The organism is Bacillus sp. AFS029637 (assembly GCF_002584985.1).
GTDB lineage: Bacteria > Bacillota > Bacilli > Bacillales > Bacillaceae_G > Bacillus_A.
This window is the reverse complement of record NZ_NUPZ01000040.1, coordinates 173,533-191,551: the sequence shown is the minus strand read 5'-3', so window position 1 is coordinate 191,551 and position 18,019 is coordinate 173,533. Positions and strand designations below refer to the sequence as shown.

The following is an 18,019-nucleotide window of genomic DNA, read 5'->3' as shown; positions in this document are numbered from 1 at the left end:
TCATGATTAAAATTGCGCCATCGATTTTATCAGCAGATTTTTCCAAATTAGGGGAAGAGATTAAAGATGTAGAGAAGGGTGGAGCTGATTATATTCACGTCGATGTAATGGATGGACATTTCGTACCAAATATTACAATTGGACCGTTAATTGTAGAAGCGATCCGACCAATTACATCATTACCGTTAGATGTACATTTAATGATTGAAAATCCAGATAACTATATCCCTACTTTCGCAAAAGCGGGAGCGGATATTATTACTGTTCATGTAGAGGCGTGCCCTCATTTACATCGTACAATTCAGTTAATTAAATCTCATGGCATTAAAGCGGGAGTTGTATTAAATCCGCATACGCCAGTTTCAACGATTGAGCATGTGTTAGAAGATATAGATATGGTATTACTTATGACAGTAAACCCTGGGTTTGGTGGACAAAAGTTTATCCATTCTGTATTACCGAAGATTAAACAAGTTGCAGAAATGGTTAATGAGCGAAATCTAGAAGTGGAAATTGAAGTTGATGGTGGTGTCAACGCTGAAACAGCAAGACTTTGTGTTGAAGCAGGAGCGAATGTTCTTGTAGCAGGATCAGCAGTATACAATCAAAAAGACCGCGGTGAAGCAATTCGTGTCATTCGTGGATAATGAATGAACGAATCTTTATCCTAGTGAAACGTTTAGTTCAGTAAGTGTTCACTATTTACACAGGATAGAGAAAAATACGTAAAAAGGCAATCTACCGAATGGCAGATTGCCTTTTTACAATAGAAGGGAAAGGAAACATGATTATTCATATTTTAGCGGGAGGTCCTGCAGAATATTGCGCAGATTTTTCTCGATATGAAAGTGAGCAAGTAGTGTGGGCAGCGGTTGATAGAGGAGTGTACCGTTTATTAAAAAGAGGAATTACTCCAGCCGTTGCGTTTGGAGATTATGATTCAGTTACGGAAGAGGAATTAGTATGGATGGGGCAGCAAACGAATGAATTACATATTGTGCCGCGAGAAAAAGATCAAACGGATTTAGAAATAGCGATTAACTGGGCGTTAGAGCAGAATCCGGCACTCATTCGTATTTTTGGTGCTACTGGTGGAAGACTTGATCACGGTTTAGCCAATATACAAATGCTCTTAAAAGGTTTAGAAGTAGAAATAGAAATGTGTATTGTAGACAATAAAAATGAAATAACTGTTAAAAGAGTGGGTACACATATAATTGAAGAAAATAAAAATTTCCCTTATATATCTTTTGTGCCTGTTACTGAAATAGTGGAAGGGATTACATTGCATGGTTTTAAGTACCCTCTTACAGATAAAACAATAGAGTGGGGATCAACGCTTTGTATTAGTAATGAACTCGTTGAGGAAAAAGGTACTTTTTCATTCACTTCTGGCATATTAATGGTGATAAGAAGCACTGATTGAAGAAACAATTTTGCTCCTTACATCATATAGTGAACAAGTGGAGTAATGGGGATTAGGAGGGAAACCATGAGATTTTATACAATTAAGTTACCTAAATTTCTTGGTGGAATTGTTCGTGCAATGTTAAATACCTTCAAAAAAGATTAAAAAAAGCACCTATTACCGGTGCTTTTTCCATTGGTATAGTAAAAAAAGAGCCTAGCGGCTCTTTTTTTTATTATTAAACACGTTCGATTTTGCCAGATTTTAATGCTCTAGCAGAAACGTAAACACGTTGAACTTTTCCGTCGATGCGTACGCGAACTTTTTGAAGGTTAGCGCCCCATTTACGTTTTGTAGCGTTCATTGCGTGAGAACGAGAGTTACCAGAACGAGCTTTTCTTCCAGTGATAGCACAAACACGAGCCATTTATATTTCCCTCCCTTGATACCTTACCATACGTAATTTTTCAATGTTAGTCTTTTTTGCGATGCTAAAAACACTACTATAATTTAACACAACTAAAAAGAGAATGCAACACTGTAGAAAAAAGAAATCAAGAAAAATTACTTGACACTATATGTCAATGAAGAAAAGTTCAAATCAAGAAAAATTGCTTGACATATTATAGTGGTACATGTTGTATAATAACAATGGACTATTTTGCTCATCATAATAAAGTTTAATTTAAAACATAAAATATGAGAGTGAAAAGAAAGAACGATGGAATTTTCTTTAAAAAGATTATATGATAGTAACTAAAGTAGTCTAGCTCACTTTCACCATTTATGAAGGGGGAAACGAGATGTCAATTGAAATTAAAACGAAGTACGGTCAAATTGATATTAGTACAGATGTAATTGCAACGATTGCTGGAGGTGCCGCGGTAGATTGCTACGGTATCGTAGGTATGGCATCAAAAAATCAGTTAAAAGATGGATTAACAGACATTTTACGAAAAGAAAATTTCACTAGAGGTGTTATTGTTCGTAAAGATGAAGATGAAGTACATATTGATATGTATATTATTGTGAGCTATGGTACGAAAATTTCAGAAGTAGCACATAACGTGCAGACGAAAGTGAAATATACATTAGACCAAACTGTAGGACTAGCAGTAGATTCTGTAAACATCTACGTACAAGGAGTTAAAGTAATAAACTTGTAATGTGCATTAAGGAGGAAAATCTGTGTCAATTCAAAAAATTGATGGAAAACGTTTGTCACAAATGATCATGCAAGGAGCGAATAATTTAACAAATAATGTTCAGCTTGTTGATGCATTAAACGTATTTCCAGTTCCAGATGGCGATACCGGTACAAACATGAACTTATCTATGACTTCAGGCGCACGTGAAGTAAAAGCAAATCCTTCACAGCATGCTGGTAAAGTCGGCGTAAGTTTAGCCAAAGGATTATTAATGGGAGCTCGTGGTAACTCTGGAGTTATTTTATCTCAGTTGTTCCGTGGTTTTTCAAAATCCATTGAACAAAAAGAAGAATTAACAACGGTTGATTTTGCTGCAGCTTTAGAAGCTGGAGTAGAGGCAGCTTACAAAGCGGTTATGAAACCGATTGAAGGAACGATTTTAACGGTTGCAAGAGAGACGGGTAAATATGCAGTAACAGTTGCGAAAAAACAGCGCGACTTTGTTTTGTTTATGGAAGACGTTGTGAAAGAAGCGAATGCATCGTTAAATCGTACGCCAGATTTATTACCTGTATTAAAACAAGTTGGCGTTGTAGATAGCGGTGGTAAAGGTCTTGTTGTTGTATACGAAGGATTTTTAGCTGACTTAAAAGGAGAAACAATTTCTTCTGATGCGCCGGCGCAACCATCTATGAATGAAATGGTACGCGCAGAACATCACCGTAGTGTACAAAGCCAATTGAGTACAGAAGATATTAAGTATGGATATTGTACGGAGTTCATGGTGAAATTAGAGGCTGAAAAAGTGAAAGAACATAATTTCTCTGAGCAAAAATTCCGTGAAGATATTAGTGTGTATGGTGATTCCCTGCTTGTTGTATCTGATGATGAAATTGTAAAAGTTCATATTCATGCAGAGCATCCAGGAGACGCTATGAACTACGGGCAACGTTACGGTAGTTTAATCAAGATTAAAGTAGAGAATATGCGTGAACAGCATACTGCTTTATTAGATGAACCTACTATGATGCCTGAGCAACCAGTTCAATCGAAAGAAAAGCAACCATATGGTATCGTAACTGTAGCTATGGGATCTGGTATTAAAACTTTATTTGAAAGCATTGGCGCGACGAAAGTTATCGAAGGTGGCCAAACGATGAATCCAAGTACGGAGGATATCGTGAAGGCGATTGAAGAAGCGAACGCTGAAAAAATCATTATTTTACCGAACAACGGGAATATCGTGATGGCAGCAGAACAAGCAGCGTCAGTTGTGGATCAAGAAGTGATTGTAGTTCGTTCGAAAACAGTTCCTCAAGGTATGGCTGCAATGTTGGCATTTAATCCGGTTGGAACGTTAGAAGAGAATGAAGAAAACATGAAAGAAGCTTTATCTCATGTGAAAACAGGTCAAATTACGTATGCTGTTCGCGATACAGAAATTGACGGTGTAGCAATTCAAAAAGATGATTTCATGTGCATTGCAGATGGGAAAATTGTATCGACAAATGCTGAAAAAGTAGGAGCTGCGAAGCAATTACTAGAAGCACTTATTGATGAAGATTCTGAAATCGTAACGATTCTACAAGGTGAAGATGCAACTGACGAAGAAGTAGCTGAGTTAGTTGAATTTGTAGAAGAGAATTTTGAAGATGCAGAAGTAGAAGTACATGCTGGAAACCAACCAGTGTACTCTTTCATCTTCTCTGTAGAATAAGAAAAGATTCGTTTTGAAAATAAATGGATTCTTTACTTGCTAATGAATACGAAGTAGTAATATGAAGTTTATTACTAGTTTCTATTCAAAAGGCTAGCATATTGAAGATGAAAAAGAGCCTTGCTGCTAATAGTGAGGCTCTTTTCTTTCGTGTTGTTTATTAAGGGGTTTGAGTAGTTTCTCTTAGAATGCCTATGATAGAATATATAGGGTGAAAGAGAGCGATTACAGATGTTAATGAATACGCAGGTAGAGTGCAACAAACAAAATAATGTGACGGAGTGTGAGAATCTTGAATGAAGTTGTACAAGTTCCTGTTACAGATGTAAAGGGAATCGGAGGAGAAACATCTGAATTACTACATGAGATGGGAATTTATACAGTTTCTCATCTATTAGAACATTTTCCGTACCGTTATGAAGACTATGCGATGAAAGATCTTGCTGAAGTAAAGCATGATGAGCGTGTAACAGTCGAGGGGAAAGTTCATAGTGCTCCTTTACTGCAATATTACGGGAAAAAGAAGTCACGCCTTACAGTTCGTGTCCTTGTCGGTCGTTATTTAATTACTGCTGTGTGTTTTAATAGACCGTACTATAAGCAAAAGTTACAGCTAGATGAGACAGTAACGATTACTGGTAAATGGGATCAGCATCGTCAAACGATTGCGGTATCAGAGCTTCATTTTGGACCGGTAGTACGTCAACAAGAAGTAGAGCCTGTATACTCAGTAAAAGGGAAACTTACAGTGAAACAGATGCGTCGTTTTATCGCCCAAGCGTTAAAGGAGTATGGAGACTGTATAGTCGAAGTGTTACCTGACGGTTTGCTAAGCCGATATAAATTATTACCACGCTATGAAGCGCTAAGGGCCCTGCACTTTCCAGTAGGGCAGGAAGATTTAAAACAAGCGCGCCGCCGTTTTGTATATGAAGAGTTTTTCTTATTTCAACTGAAAATGCAAACGTTACGGAAAATGGAGAGGGAAAATTCAAAAGGAACAAAGAAAGAAATTCCTTCCGCAGAATTACAAGAGTTTATCGACACACTTCCGTTTCCGTTAACTGGTGCGCAGCGCCGAGTTGTAGATGAAATTATGAAAGATATGACATCTCCTTATCGGATGAATCGTTTGCTGCAAGGTGACGTAGGTTCAGGGAAAACGGTCGTTGCTGCAATTGGTCTTTATGCAGCGAAACTAGCACATTATCAAGGTGCTTTAATGGTTCCAACAGAAATTTTAGCAGAACAACATTATCAATCGCTCGCGGAGACGTTTTCTCATTTTGGTATGAAGGTTGAATTGTTAACGAGTTCTGTTAAAGGTGTGAGACGTCGAGAGATTTTGGCGAAATTAGAACAAGGGGAAATAGATATCCTTGTTGGAACACACGCTTTAATTCAAGATGAAGTAATATTTCATAGGTTAGGTCTCGTTATTACTGATGAACAACATCGATTTGGTGTAGCGCAGCGCCGGGTTTTACGGGAGAAAGGTGAAAGTCCAGATGTATTATTTATGACAGCAACCCCAATTCCGCGTACGTTAGCAATAACTGCATTTGGAGAGATGGATGTATCTATAATCGATGAGATGCCAGCGGGTAGAAAGGTAATTGAAACATACTGGGCAAAACATGATATGTTAGATCGAGTTCTCGGTTTTGTAGAGAAAGAGATAAAAAAGGGAAGACAAGCATATGTTATTTGTCCTCTTATTGAAGAGTCTGAGAAACTTGATGTTCAAAATGCTATCGACTTACATAGTATGCTAACTCATCATTATCAAGGAAAATGCCAAGTTGGGTTAATGCATGGAAGATTATCATCTCAGGAAAAAGAAGAGATAATGGGGCAATTTAGTGAAAATAAAGTGCAAATTCTTGTATCAACAACAGTTGTTGAAGTAGGTGTGAACGTACCGAATGCGACTGTTATGGTCATTTATGATGCTGAGCGTTTCGGTTTGTCGCAGCTCCATCAGCTGAGGGGGCGTGTTGGACGTGGTAGTGAACAATCTTATTGTTTATTAATCGCAGATCCAAAATCGGAAACTGGAAAAGAAAGAATGCGCATTATGACTGAAACAAATGATGGATTTGTATTGTCAGAAAAAGATTTAGAATTACGAGGTCCTGGGGATTTCTTCGGGAGTAAGCAAAGTGGTTTACCAGAATTTAAGGTTGCTGATATGGTACATGATTATCGGGCGTTAGAAACAGCAAGACAAGATGCGGCGATACTAGTAGATTCAGAAGCGTTTTGGCACAACGATCAGTATGCTGCCCTGCGTACGTATCTTGATGGGACAGGTGTGTTCCAGGGAGAGAAGCTCGATTAAAGGGAGTCAACGAAAATTTTTGTTGCATTCTACTTTTAATGATTATATACTACTGTTAGTACCTAGTCATAAAAATGGATGGTGCGGTATGAAAAAAAGAAGAAGTAAAAAAGAAAGACAAGAATTATTACAACAAACAATAGAAACGAATCCTTTTATAACGGATGAAGATTTAGCTGAAAAATTTCAGGTGAGCATACAAACGGTTCGTCTGGATCGAATGGAATTATCTATTCCTGAATTAAGAGAGAGAATTAAACATGTAGCTACAAAACAACATGAAGAAGATGTGAAATCTTTACCGTTAGAAGAGGTTGTCGGCGAAATTATCGATATAGAATTAGATAGACATGCAATTTCTATCTTTGAAGTTAAGGTAGAACATGTATTTAAAAGAAATCAAATTGCCCGTGGGCATCATTTGTTTGCACAAGCAAACTCACTAGCTGTTGCGGTTATTGATGAAGAATTAGCTTTAACTGCAAAGTCTACCATTCGATACATTCGTCCTGTAAAATTAGGAGAGCGTGTTGTTGCAAAAGCGCGCGTTGAAGATGTAGAGAATGATAAAGGACGGACGGTTGTCAAAGTGCGCAGCTTTGTTGGAGAAGAACTTGTTTTTACAGGCACTTTTGAAATGTATCGATCTAGTAATTATAGTGAGGAAGGTAACAACTTATGAAAATCGCAATAGATGCAATGGGCGGCGATCATGCTCCAAAGGCTGTCGTACTAGGAGCAATGAAAGCTATTAAGGAATATTCTGATTTACATATTACATTAGTAGGGAAAGAAGAGGAAATTCGTCAATACTTAACGAGTGAAGAGCGAATTACGATTCTTCATACAGATGAAAAAATCGAATCGACAGATGAACCAGTAAGAGCGGTTCGTCGAAAAAAGCAAGCTTCAATGGTACTAGCAGCACAGCAAGTGAAAGACGGCGTAGCAGATGCTTGTATATCAGCTGGTAGTACAGGAGCTTTAATGGCGGCTGGATTGTTTGTTGTCGGTCGTATGGAAGGAATTGAGCGACCAGCTTTATCACCTACAATGCCAACTGTTGATGGAGAAGGTTTTGTTATGTTAGATGTTGGAGCGAACGTTGATGCAAAACCAATTCATTTATATCAATATGCAGTAATGGGATCTGTATACGCTGAGAAAGTAAGAGGAATTAAAAATCCTCGCGTTGGACTTTTAAACGTTGGAACAGAGGATGGTAAAGGGAACGAGCTTTCAAAACAAGTCTTTGCAATGCTTAAGGATGCCCCAATTCATTTCGTTGGGAACGTTGAATCAAGAGATTTATTGCAAGGCGTAGCAGATGTTGTAGTGTGCGATGGTTTTACAGGTAATGTAGCACTGAAGTCACTAGAAGGAACAGCTCTTGCATTATTCTCTATGTTAAAAGAGCAGTTAATGAGTTCGTTTACAAGCAAATTAGCAGCAGCGGTATTAAAACCAAAACTTATGGTATTAAAAGATAAAATGGATTATTCGGAGTATGGCGGGGCGGCATTATTTGGATTGAAAGCTCCTGTCATTAAGGCTCATGGTTCTTCTAACGACCAATCGATATTCAGTGCGATTCGTCAAACGAGGGAAATGGTAGCGAAAGAAGTTATTCCTACAATTTCAAGTGTAATGGAGAAAGAGCCACTCCAATAAGAGGAGGGTTTGAAATGGGAAAACTAGCATTTCTTTTTCCGGGCCAAGGTTCACAGGCAGTTGGAATGGGTAGACAGTTAGCGGATAATAATAAAGAGGTTGCGAAAGTTTTTGAAAAAGCAGATGAGGTGTTACAGGATTCACTTTCAGAAGTGATTTTTGAAGGGCCGCAGGAAAAGCTAACATTAACGACAAATGCGCAGCCGGCATTATTAACAACAAGTTATGCAATTTTGACAGCTTTGAAAGAGTACGGTATTACACCTGATTTTGTAGCAGGACACAGTTTAGGTGAATATAGCGCTCTTGTGGCAGCTGGTGCATTAACTTTTGAAGATGCTGTATATGCTGTAAGGAAACGCGGGGAATATATGGAAGAGGCTGTTCCAGGCGGGGAAGGTGCAATGGCAGCTATTTTAGGTGCTGATCCAGATATGTTGAAACGAGTTACTGAAGAAGTAACAAGTGAAGGATATGCGGTGCAAATCGCTAATATGAATAGCACGAAGCAAATTGTGATTTCTGGAACGAAGCAAGGTGTAGAGATTGCTTCTCAAAGAGCGAAAGAAAATGGCGCGAAGAGAGCAATTCCGCTTAAAGTAAGTGGACCGTTCCACTCTTCACTTATGAAACCTGCAGCTGAGAAATTCCAAAGTGTTTTAAATGAAATTACAATTCAAGATACGAATATTCCGGTTATCGCGAATGTTACAGCGGACGTTATTACACGTGGTGCAGATATTCAAGAAAAGCTAATCGAACAGCTTTATTCGCCTGTCTTATGGTATCCATCCGTGGAATACATGGTGAATCAAGGGGTAGATACATTTATTGAAATTGGACCTGGGAAAGTACTTGCTGGACTTATGAAGTCGATTGATTCATCAGTGAAAGCATATGCGATATACGATGAAGAGACATTAAAAGATACCATTTCAAATTTGAGAGGAGAAAACTGATGTTAAAAGGAAAAGTAGCATTAGTAACCGGTGCGTCACGCGGGATTGGTCGTGCGATTGCGATTGATTTAGCGAAACAAGGGGCAAATGTAGTAGTAAATTATGCTGGTAATGAGCAAAAGGCAAATGAAGTAGTTGATGAAATAAAGAAATTAGGTTCAGATGCTATTGCAGTAAGAGCGGATGTTGCAAATGTAGATGATGTTACAAATATGGTAAAACAAACGGTAGATACATTTGGACAAGTAGATATTCTTGTGAATAATGCTGGTGTAACGAAAGATAATTTATTAATGCGTATGAAAGAAGAAGAATGGGATACAGTTATTAATACAAACTTAAAAGGTGTATTTTTATGTACGAAGGCAGTATCTCGATATATGATGCGTCAACGTCATGGACGTATTATTAATATCGCTTCTGTTGTTGGGGTAACAGGGAATCCAGGACAAGCAAACTATGTTGCTGCTAAAGCAGGTGTAATTGGATTAACAAAAACATCAGCAAAAGAGTTAGCGAGCCGAAATATTACAGTAAATGCAATTGCTCCTGGGTTTATTGCGACTGATATGACGGATGTACTGGATGAAAATATAAAAGCAGAAATGTTGAAATTAATTCCTGCAGCTCAGTTTGGTGAAGCGCAAGATATCGCAAATACTGTAACATTTTTCGCTTCTGATCAAAGCAAATATGTTACAGGTCAAACGTTAAATGTTGACGGCGGAATGGTAATGTAATAAAAGAATCGATTTCAACTAGTTTTTTTTGCAAATATTTAATATAATATTTGAGGGGAGGTGAATGGAATGGCAGATGTTTTAGAGCGTGTAACAAAAATCATCGTTGATCGTTTAGGTGTAGAAGAAACTGAAGTAGTACCAGCTGCGAGCTTTAAAGAAGATTTAGGCGCAGACTCCCTAGATGTAGTAGAACTTGTAATGCAATTGGAAGATGAATTCGAAATGGAAATTTCTGATGAAGATGCTGAAAAGATTGCTACTGTTGGCGATGCTGTGACTTACATAGAGAGTCATCTATAATGCTTAAGTGAAGTCCCGTTTTTTAGCGGGGCTTCTCGGCTTATATCTGGAGGGACCTATGCCGTACCGAAAACATAGAGAAAAAAAATACGAAACAAAATATCGTGAAGCGTTTAAAGTATTTCAAGAAGAGATAGGTATTACGTTTACAGATGAAAAATTACTGATTCAAGCATTTACGCATTCATCGTATGTGAATGAGCATCGAAAAAAACCGCACGAGGACAATGAGCGTCTTGAATTTCTTGGTGATGCTGTATTGGAACTCACTGTATCACAGTATCTGTTTCAAAAATATCCGACAATGAGCGAAGGAGAGTTAACGAAACTACGTGCAGCTATTGTATGTGAGCCATCTCTTGTTCGTTTTGCAAACGAGTTGTCATTTGGTAGCCTTGTTTTATTAGGAAAAGGTGAGGAAATGACGGGTGGACGTGAACGACCAGCTTTATTAGCGGATGTCTTTGAAGCGTTTATTGGGGCCCTTTACCTTGATCAAGGGCTAGAAACAGTTTGGGGATTCTTAAAAGAAGTTGTATATCCGAAAATTAATGAAGGTGCTTTTTCTCATGTGATGGATTATAAGAGTCAATTACAAGAATTGATTCAGCGTGATGGTAGTGGCAATATTGAATATCAAATTCTGCAAGAAAAAGGACCAGCCCACAATCGAGAATTTGTGTCACGTGTTACGTTAAATAACGTGGCATTAGGTCTTGGTAGTGGAAAGTCGAAAAAAGAAGCAGAGCAACAAGCTGCTGCAGAAGCGTTGAAAAAGTTAAAAGAACAACTATAAGGAATCCCCCTTTGAATGAGGGGGATTCCTTATGCATAGAATGAAACTTTCTTTTTGTTTGTAAATAAAAGGGAGGGAAATCCGTATAATGGCTCGTTTGCATGCAAACAGCGTTTATAACAACGGAGAATAGGAGGAAGGCCTTTCGTGTTTTTAAAAAGATTAGAAATAGCAGGATTTAAATCTTTTGCTGAGCGTGTATCTGTTGATTTTGTTCCTGGTGTAACTTCTGTAGTAGGCCCTAATGGGAGTGGGAAAAGTAATATTACGGATGCAATTCGCTGGGTACTTGGTGAACAATCTGCGAAATCATTACGTGGTGCAAAGATGGAGGATATTATTTTTGCGGGCAGTGATACGAGAAGAGCAGTTAATGTTGCTGAAGTAACATTAACTTTAAATAATGAAGATCAACGTTTGCCGATTGAATATAATGAGGTGTGTGTAACGCGCCGTGTATCTCGTTCAGGTGATAGTGATTTCTATATTAATAAACAATCATGTAGATTAAAAGATATTATTGATTTGTTTATGGACTCTGGTATGGGAAGAGAAGCTTTTTCGATTATTAGCCAGGGGAAAGTTGAAGAGATTTTAAGTAGTAAATCAGAAGAGCGTCGTGGTGTATTTGAAGAAGCTGCGGGTGTGCTGAAATACAAACTTCGTAAAAAGAAAGCTGAAGGGAAATTAGCAGAAACGCAAGAAAATTTAAATCGTGTACAAGATATAATTCACGAATTAAGTAGTCAAGTAGAACCTTTAGAAAGACAAGCTTCTATTGCGAAAGATTATCTTGAGAAAAAAGAAGAATTAGAGAAAGTAGAAGCAGCGCTTATTGTACATGAAATTGAAGAATTACATGAGAAATGGGAAGCGCTTCGAAATCAGTTTGGGCATAATAAAAACGAAGAAGCTAAAATGTCAACGAATTTACAAAAAGGTGAAGAAGAGCTTGAGGAATTACGGGGGCAATTACAAGCGGTAGATGAGTCTGTAGATTCCTTACAAGAAGTACTTCTTCTTTCTAGTAAAGAGCTAGAAAAACTAGAAGGACAGCGTGAGTTATTAAAAGAGAGAAAGCAAAATGCAACGACGCATTGTGCACAGCTTGAACAGTTAATTGTTGAATTAACAGAAAAAGCTAAAAGTTATGATGGTGAAATTGAGTCGAGTACAGAAGTGTTGATGCAATTTGCAAATCAAGTAAAAGAGTTAGAGAGAAAATTGCATGATAATGAGCTATTGCTTGCAACTTTCGCTGACAATTTAGAGGAGAAAATTGAGAATTTAAAAGGTGATTATATTGAACTTTTAAATCAACAAGCTAGTCATCGTAATGAGTTATCTATGATTGAAGAACAATCTAAACAGCAAAGCTCTAAAAATGAACGTCTTGATGAAGAAAATGCGAAATATGTAGAAATGCGTATGGAAATTACAGCGAAAAAGACGAAACTTGTAGAGAATTATGAACAAGTGAAAGAAAAAGTAGCTGGTCTTCTTTCGGACATACAGAAGACAGAAGTGGCGCTTGGGAAATGTAAGACGCAGTATAGTGAAAATGAAACGAAACTATATCAAGCGTATCAATTTGTACAACAGGCACGTTCTCGAAAAGAAATGTTAGAAGAGATGCAAGAAGACTACTCTGGTTTCTATCAAGGAGTACGTGAAGTATTGAAAGCTAGAGAAAATAGATTGCAAGGTGTCGAGGGAGCTGTCGCAGAACTACTGACTGTACCGAAAGAATATGAAATCGCAATGGAAATTGCCTTAGGTGCAGCTATGCAACATATCGTAGTACAAACTGAAGAACATGCTCGTAATGCAATTGCGTTTTTAAAGCAAAATAAACATGGACGAGCAACGTTTTTACCGCAAGCTGTTATTAAGAGTAGATCGTTATCATTTGAGCAATTACGTATCGTAAATCAACACCCATCGTTTGTAGGTGTGGCGGCAGAACTTGTTCAGTACAACAATAAATATGAAAATGTAGTTTCAAATTTATTAGGTACGGTTATTGTTGCGAAAGACTTACGTGGAGCAAATGAACTAGCGAAACAACTACAATACCGTTATCGCATTGTAACAATCGAAGGTGATGTAGTGAACCCTGGTGGTTCTATGACGGGTGGAGCGGTAAAACAAGCGAAATCTTCTTTATTAGGACGTCAACGTGAACTGGAAGAGTGGACTAACAAGTTAACTGATATGGAAGAAAAAACAACGAAGTTAGAAAACTTTGTTAAAGCAGTAAAACAAGAAATTCAAGAAAAAGAATTAAAAATACGAGAACTAAGACAAAGTGTAGAAGCAGAGCGTGTAGATGAGCAGAGATTAAGAGAAGAAATTAACCGTTTAGAATTAGAAGAACATCGTATTAACGATCGCTTATCTATTTATGATTTAGAGATTGAAGGCTTCTTACAAGATCGAGTAAAAATGCAAGGGCGTAAAGAGGAGTTAGAAGGGATTTTAACGAATCTTCAAGCTGATATCACGGAGTTAGATAGTAAAATTGTCGCTTTAACAAAACAAAAAAGTGAGCAGCATTCTTCGAAAGAAAAAGTTCAAAAAGAAATGACTGAGTTAAAAGTGTTGGCGGCTGAAAAGCAACAACGCTTATCTAATCAAAAAGAAAAAGTTGAACGATTGACGAAGGAAAAAGACGAAACGGATGCAACACTTGTAAAAACGAAAGAGGATTTAGCATTCTTAAAACAAGAAATGACATCGAATTCAAGTGGTGAAGAGCAAATTACGAATATGATTGAGAAGAAAGCATATGATCGTAATCAAACTTCAGAGTTAATACGTTCTCGTCGTGAACAACGTGTATCATTACAAGAAAGAGCTGAACATTTAGAGCGTAGTCTGAAAGAAACGATAGGTAAACATAAATATATTCTTGAGATGCTGAAAGATCAAGAAGTGAAAATAAATCGACTTGATGTAGAGCTAGAAAATAGATTGCAACATTTACGTGAAACCTATACGATTTCATTCGAAGCAGCGAAACTCAAATATACAATGGCAATGCCAGCGGAAGATGCACGTAAGAAAGTAAAATTAATCAAATTATCCATAGAAGAATTAGGCACAGTAAACTTAGGTGCAATTGATGAGTATGAGCGTGTAGCAGAGCGTCATACGTTCTTATTAGAGCAGAGAGGCGATCTAGAAGAAGCGAAAACGACATTGCACCAACTTATTACCGAAATGGATGAAGAAATGAAAAAACGCTTTTCTACCACATTCGAAGGGATTCGAATGGAGTTTCAATCGGTATTCTCTGAATTATTTGGAGGCGGTAGAGCGGATTTAGTCATGACGAATCCAGAAGACTTATTAAATACGGGTATTGATATTGTAGCGCAACCGCCAGGGAAGAAACTGCAAAACTTAGGTTTACTTTCAGGTGGAGAGCGTGCTTTAACAGCAATTGCGCTTTTATTTGGTATTTTAAAAGTACGCCCAGTACCATTCTGTGTACTAGATGAGGTAGAGGCGGCTCTTGATGAGGCGAATGTTGTCCGCTTTGCCCAGTATTTAAAGAAGTTTAGTGATGAGACGCAGTTTATTGTAATCACACATAGAAAAGGTACAATGGAAGAGTCTGACGTATTGTACGGTGTAACAATGCAAGAATCAGGGGTATCTAAACTTGTTTCGGTTCGTTTAGGTGATGGAGAAGAACTAGTTGCAAGCAAATAGGAAGGATGGGACAGTATGAGCTTTTTTAAAAAATTAAAAGAGAAAATTTCAAAACAAACAGATACAGTAACAGAGAAGTTTAAACAAGGATTAGAAAAAACAAGAAATTCATTTGCTGATAAAGTAAATGATTTAGTGTATCGTTATCGCAAAATAGACGAAGATTTCTTTGAGGAATTAGAAGAGATCTTAATTAGTGCAGATGTCGGCGTTTCGACAGTAATGGAATTAATTGATCAGTTGAAAGAAGAAGTGCAACGTCGTAACATTCAAGATCCGAAAGAAGTACAGGCTGTCATTTCAGAAAAGTTAGTAGGAATTTACAAAGGTGACAGCGACTTTAGTAATGAAGTTAATATACAAGAGGATCAATTAACGGTTGTTTTATTTGTTGGTGTTAACGGTGTAGGGAAAACGACTACAATTGGTAAGTTAGCTCATAAATTTAAATCAGAAGGTAAGTCCGTCTTATTAGCGGCAGGAGACACATTCCGTGCTGGAGCGATTGAACAATTAGAAGTATGGGGCGATCGCGTTGGTGTAGAAGTGATTAAACAAGGATCAGGATCTGATCCAGCAGCAGTTATGTATGACGCTGTACAAGCAGCGAAAGCACGTAAAGTGGACGTATTACTATGTGATACAGCAGGACGCTTACAAAATAAAGTGAACTTAATGAAAGAGTTAGAGAAAGTGAAGCGTGTAATTGAGCGTGAAGTACCAGGGGCTCCTCATGAAGTATTACTTGTTATTGATGCGACAACTGGACAAAATGGTTTAAGCCAAGCAAAAACATTCCGCGAAGCAACGAATGTTACTGGTATTGTTTTAACGAAGTTAGATGGCACTGCTAAAGGTGGTATCGTATTAGCGATTCGTAACGAAATGGATGTACCGGTGAAATTCGTTGGATTAGGAGAGCAGATGGATGATCTGCAACAGTTCGATCCGGAACAATATGTGTATGGTTTATTTGCGAACTTAGTAGAAACAGAAGAAGTATAAGCGAAAGAAGCGGTATTTTCCGCTTCTTTTTCTATAAAAATATGTGATGTTAAGAAAAAAACTTGACACTCTTTTGTACTCCATGTAAACTAATTCATGTAAAGGGAAATCACTTAACAAAGGATGATCCAACATGCTCGAAAAAACAACGAGAATGAACTATTTATTTGATTTTTATCAATCGTTGTTAACGCAAAAACAAAGAAGTTATATGTCGCTTTATTATCTAGATGATTTATCTCTTGGTGAAATTGCGGAAGAATTTGATGTAAGTCGCCAAGCCGTGTATGATAACATTAAACGGACTGAAGCGATGCTTGAAGAATATGAAGAAAAATTAGTATTACTTCAAAAGTTTCAAGAGCGACAGCGACTTGTTGCAAAGCTAAAACAGCTAATCAGCGAAGAAGAGCATGTGAATGAAGAAATGAAACAAGTTGTTGAAGCTATCGAAAAATTAGATTAGGAGGGCGGCAATATGGCATTTGAAGGATTAGCCGACCGACTTCAACAGACAATGCAAAAAATCCGCGGCAAAGGAAAAGTTTCTGAAGCCGATGTGAAAGAAATGATGAGAGAAGTTCGTCTTGCTCTTTTAGAAGCGGACGTTAACTTTAAAGTAGTAAAAGATTTTGTAAAGCGTGTGTCTGAACGTGCTGTCGGACAAGATGTAATGAAAAGTTTGACACCTGGACAACAAGTAATTAAAGTGGTACAGGAAGAACTTACAGAACTTATGGGCGGAGAGCAAAGCAAAATTGCTGTTGCTAATAAGCCGCCAACTGTTATAATGATGGTTGGTCTGCAAGGTGCGGGTAAAACAACGACGACAGGTAAGCTTGCGAATTTGCTACGTAAAAAGCATAATCGTAAACCGATGCTTGTTGCAGCGGATATTTACCGTCCAGCAGCTATTAAACAGCTTGAAACATTAGGGAAGCAATTGGACATGCCTGTATTCTCTTTAGGAGATCAAGTAAGTCCTGTTGAAATTGCGAAACAAGCGATTGCAAAAGCAAAAGAAGATCATCACGATTATGTTTTAATCGATACAGCAGGTCGTCTGCATATTGATGAAGAACTAATGGATGAATTAGCGAAAGTGAAAGAAGTTGCGAAACCGGATGAAATTTTCCTTGTTGTCGATGCGATGACGGGACAAGACGCGGTAAATGTTGCACAAAGTTTCCATGAACAGTTAGGTTTAACAGGTGTTGTATTAACGAAATTAGATGGTGATACGCGCGGTGGTGCTGCATTATCTATTAAGGCGGTAACAAATACACCAATTAAATTTGCTGGTATGGGTGAAAAACTAGATGCAATTGAAGCGTTCCATCCAGAACGTATGGCATCCCGTATTTTAGGGATGGGAGACGTCTTAACATTAATTGAAAAAGCGCAAGCTACAGTTGATGAAGAGAAAGCAAAAGAACTTGAGCAAAAAATGCGTACGCTTTCGTTTACACTTGACGATTTCCTAGAACAACTTGGACAAGTGCGTCAACTTGGACCGCTTGACGAATTGTTAGGAATGCTTCCTGGTGCAAATAAAATTAAAGGGCTGAAAAATGCGCAAGTTGATGAAAAGCAAATTGGGCATATTGAAGCGATTATTCGTTCTATGACTAAATTAGAGCGAGAACAACCGGAAATAATCAATGCTAGTCGTAAAAAACGCATTGCCAAAGGTAGCGGTACAACGGTACAAGAAATCAATCGTTTAATCAAGCAATTTGATGATATGAAAAAGATGATGAAAACGATGACGGGAATGCAAAAAGGTAAGAAAAAAGGACTAGGTGGATTGAAGTTTCCATTCATGTAAGGAAAAAAGATGGCTCTGTTAAGAAAAAATACTTTACAAAGCAATAGTCTTTTTGCTAATATAATTATCTGTGTGAAATAAATTCGGAGGTGCTTTATAAATGGCAGTTAAAATTCGTTTAAAACGTATGGGAGCTAAAAAAACTCCTTTCTATCGTGTAGTTGTTGCAGATTCTCGTTCTCCTCGTGACGGACGTTTCATTGAGGAAATCGGTACTTACAATCCGGTTGCTCAACCAGCTGAAGTTAAGATCAACGAAGAAGCAGCATTAAAATGGTTAGGAAATGGTGCTAAACCATCTGATACAGTTCGTAACTTATTCTCTAACCAAGGTATCATGGAGAAATTCCACTTATCTAAACAAGGTAAGTAATTGAGGCAATGAC

Annotated in this window: 18 protein-coding genes; 17 read left to right on the top strand and 1 reads right to left on the bottom strand. The window is 37.7% G+C overall.

From position 1 onward, the window contains the following. Positions 1-2 precede the first annotated feature (2 nt). From rpe to spoVM, 3 genes are all read left to right on the top strand, one after another. Positions 3-647, top strand: a complete 645-nt coding sequence (rpe, locus tag COE49_RS21840; protein ID WP_088230138.1) for a ribulose-phosphate 3-epimerase — start codon at positions 3-5, stop codon at positions 645-647. Between the two features lie 98 nt (positions 648-745). Continuing rightward, a complete protein-coding gene (locus tag COE49_RS21835) occupies positions 746-1,426 on the top strand; it encodes a thiamine diphosphokinase (RefSeq protein WP_140417316.1) in 681 nt (226 codons plus the stop codon). A gap of 66 nt (positions 1,427-1,492) precedes the next feature. Next, a complete protein-coding gene (spoVM, locus tag COE49_RS21830) occupies positions 1,493-1,573 on the top strand; it encodes a stage V sporulation protein SpoVM (protein WP_001213599.1) in 81 nt (26 codons plus the stop codon). A gap of 73 nt (positions 1,574-1,646) precedes the next feature. Here spoVM and rpmB read toward each other — a convergent pair whose 3' ends face one another. Continuing rightward, on the bottom strand, positions 1,647-1,835 hold the full coding sequence (gene rpmB, locus COE49_RS21825; RefSeq protein WP_000124776.1) for a 50S ribosomal protein L28: 189 nt from the start codon (positions 1,833-1,835) through the stop codon (positions 1,647-1,649). A gap of 376 nt (positions 1,836-2,211) precedes the next feature. Here rpmB and COE49_RS21820 point away from each other — a divergent pair, with 376 nt between their 5' ends. From COE49_RS21820 to rpsP, 14 genes are all read left to right on the top strand, one after another. Continuing rightward, positions 2,212-2,574: an Asp23/Gls24 family envelope stress response protein gene (locus COE49_RS21820; protein ID WP_000021109.1), complete on the top strand. Its 363-nt coding sequence runs from the start codon at positions 2,212-2,214 to the stop codon at positions 2,572-2,574. Positions 2,575-2,596: 22 nt separating this feature from the next. Continuing rightward, positions 2,597-4,273: a DAK2 domain-containing protein gene (locus COE49_RS21815; protein ID WP_098253118.1), complete on the top strand. Its 1,677-nt coding sequence runs from the start codon at positions 2,597-2,599 to the stop codon at positions 4,271-4,273. A 292-nt stretch (positions 4,274-4,565) separates the two neighbouring features. Beyond that, positions 4,566-6,614: an ATP-dependent DNA helicase RecG gene (recG, locus tag COE49_RS21810; protein ID WP_088230136.1), complete on the top strand. Its 2,049-nt coding sequence runs from the start codon at positions 4,566-4,568 to the stop codon at positions 6,612-6,614. 88 nt (positions 6,615-6,702) lie between these two features. Beyond that, entirely contained in the window at positions 6,703-7,296 is a 594-nt protein-coding gene (fapR, locus tag COE49_RS21805) for a transcription factor FapR (protein WP_000747352.1), read from the top strand. Beyond that, complete coding sequence (plsX, locus tag COE49_RS21800; RefSeq protein ID WP_046956482.1) at positions 7,293-8,285, top strand: phosphate acyltransferase PlsX; 993 nt, start codon at positions 7,293-7,295, stop codon at positions 8,283-8,285. The genes fapR and plsX overlap by 4 nt, the downstream gene beginning before the upstream one ends. A 14-nt stretch (positions 8,286-8,299) precedes the next feature. Then, positions 8,300-9,244 carry an ACP S-malonyltransferase gene (gene fabD / locus COE49_RS21795; RefSeq protein ID WP_088230135.1) on the top strand — a complete coding sequence of 315 codons (945 nt, stop codon included), beginning with the start codon at positions 8,300-8,302 and terminating at the stop codon, positions 9,242-9,244. Beyond that, positions 9,244-9,984: a 3-oxoacyl-[acyl-carrier-protein] reductase gene (gene fabG / locus COE49_RS21790; protein ID WP_088230134.1), complete on the top strand. Its 741-nt coding sequence runs from the start codon at positions 9,244-9,246 to the stop codon at positions 9,982-9,984. The genes fabD and fabG overlap by 1 nt, the downstream gene beginning before the upstream one ends. Before the next feature lie 69 nt (positions 9,985-10,053). Beyond that, complete coding sequence (acpP, locus tag COE49_RS21785; RefSeq protein WP_000786062.1) at positions 10,054-10,287, top strand: acyl carrier protein; 234 nt, start codon at positions 10,054-10,056, stop codon at positions 10,285-10,287. Positions 10,288-10,345: 58 nt separating this feature from the next. Continuing rightward, a complete protein-coding gene (rncS, locus tag COE49_RS21780; protein WP_001146870.1) occupies positions 10,346-11,083 on the top strand; it encodes a ribonuclease III in 738 nt (245 codons plus the stop codon). A 147-nt stretch (positions 11,084-11,230) separates the two neighbouring features. Next, entirely contained in the window at positions 11,231-14,800 is a 3,570-nt protein-coding gene (gene smc / locus COE49_RS21775) for a chromosome segregation protein SMC (RefSeq protein WP_098946100.1), read from the top strand. 15 nt (positions 14,801-14,815) lie between these two features. Then, on the top strand, positions 14,816-15,805 hold the full coding sequence (gene ftsY / locus COE49_RS21770; RefSeq protein WP_000007653.1) for a signal recognition particle-docking protein FtsY: 990 nt from the start codon (positions 14,816-14,818) through the stop codon (positions 15,803-15,805). A 133-nt stretch (positions 15,806-15,938) separates the two neighbouring features. Beyond that, entirely contained in the window at positions 15,939-16,271 is a 333-nt protein-coding gene (locus tag COE49_RS21765) for a putative DNA-binding protein (protein WP_000891062.1), read from the top strand. Positions 16,272-16,283: 12 nt separating this feature from the next. Beyond that, entirely contained in the window at positions 16,284-17,633 is a 1,350-nt protein-coding gene (ffh, locus tag COE49_RS21760) for a signal recognition particle protein (protein ID WP_000863460.1), read from the top strand. A gap of 100 nt (positions 17,634-17,733) precedes the next feature. Further along, entirely contained in the window at positions 17,734-18,006 is a 273-nt protein-coding gene (gene rpsP / locus COE49_RS21755; RefSeq protein ID WP_000268750.1) for a 30S ribosomal protein S16, read from the top strand. Positions 18,007-18,019: the final 13 nt, after the last annotated feature.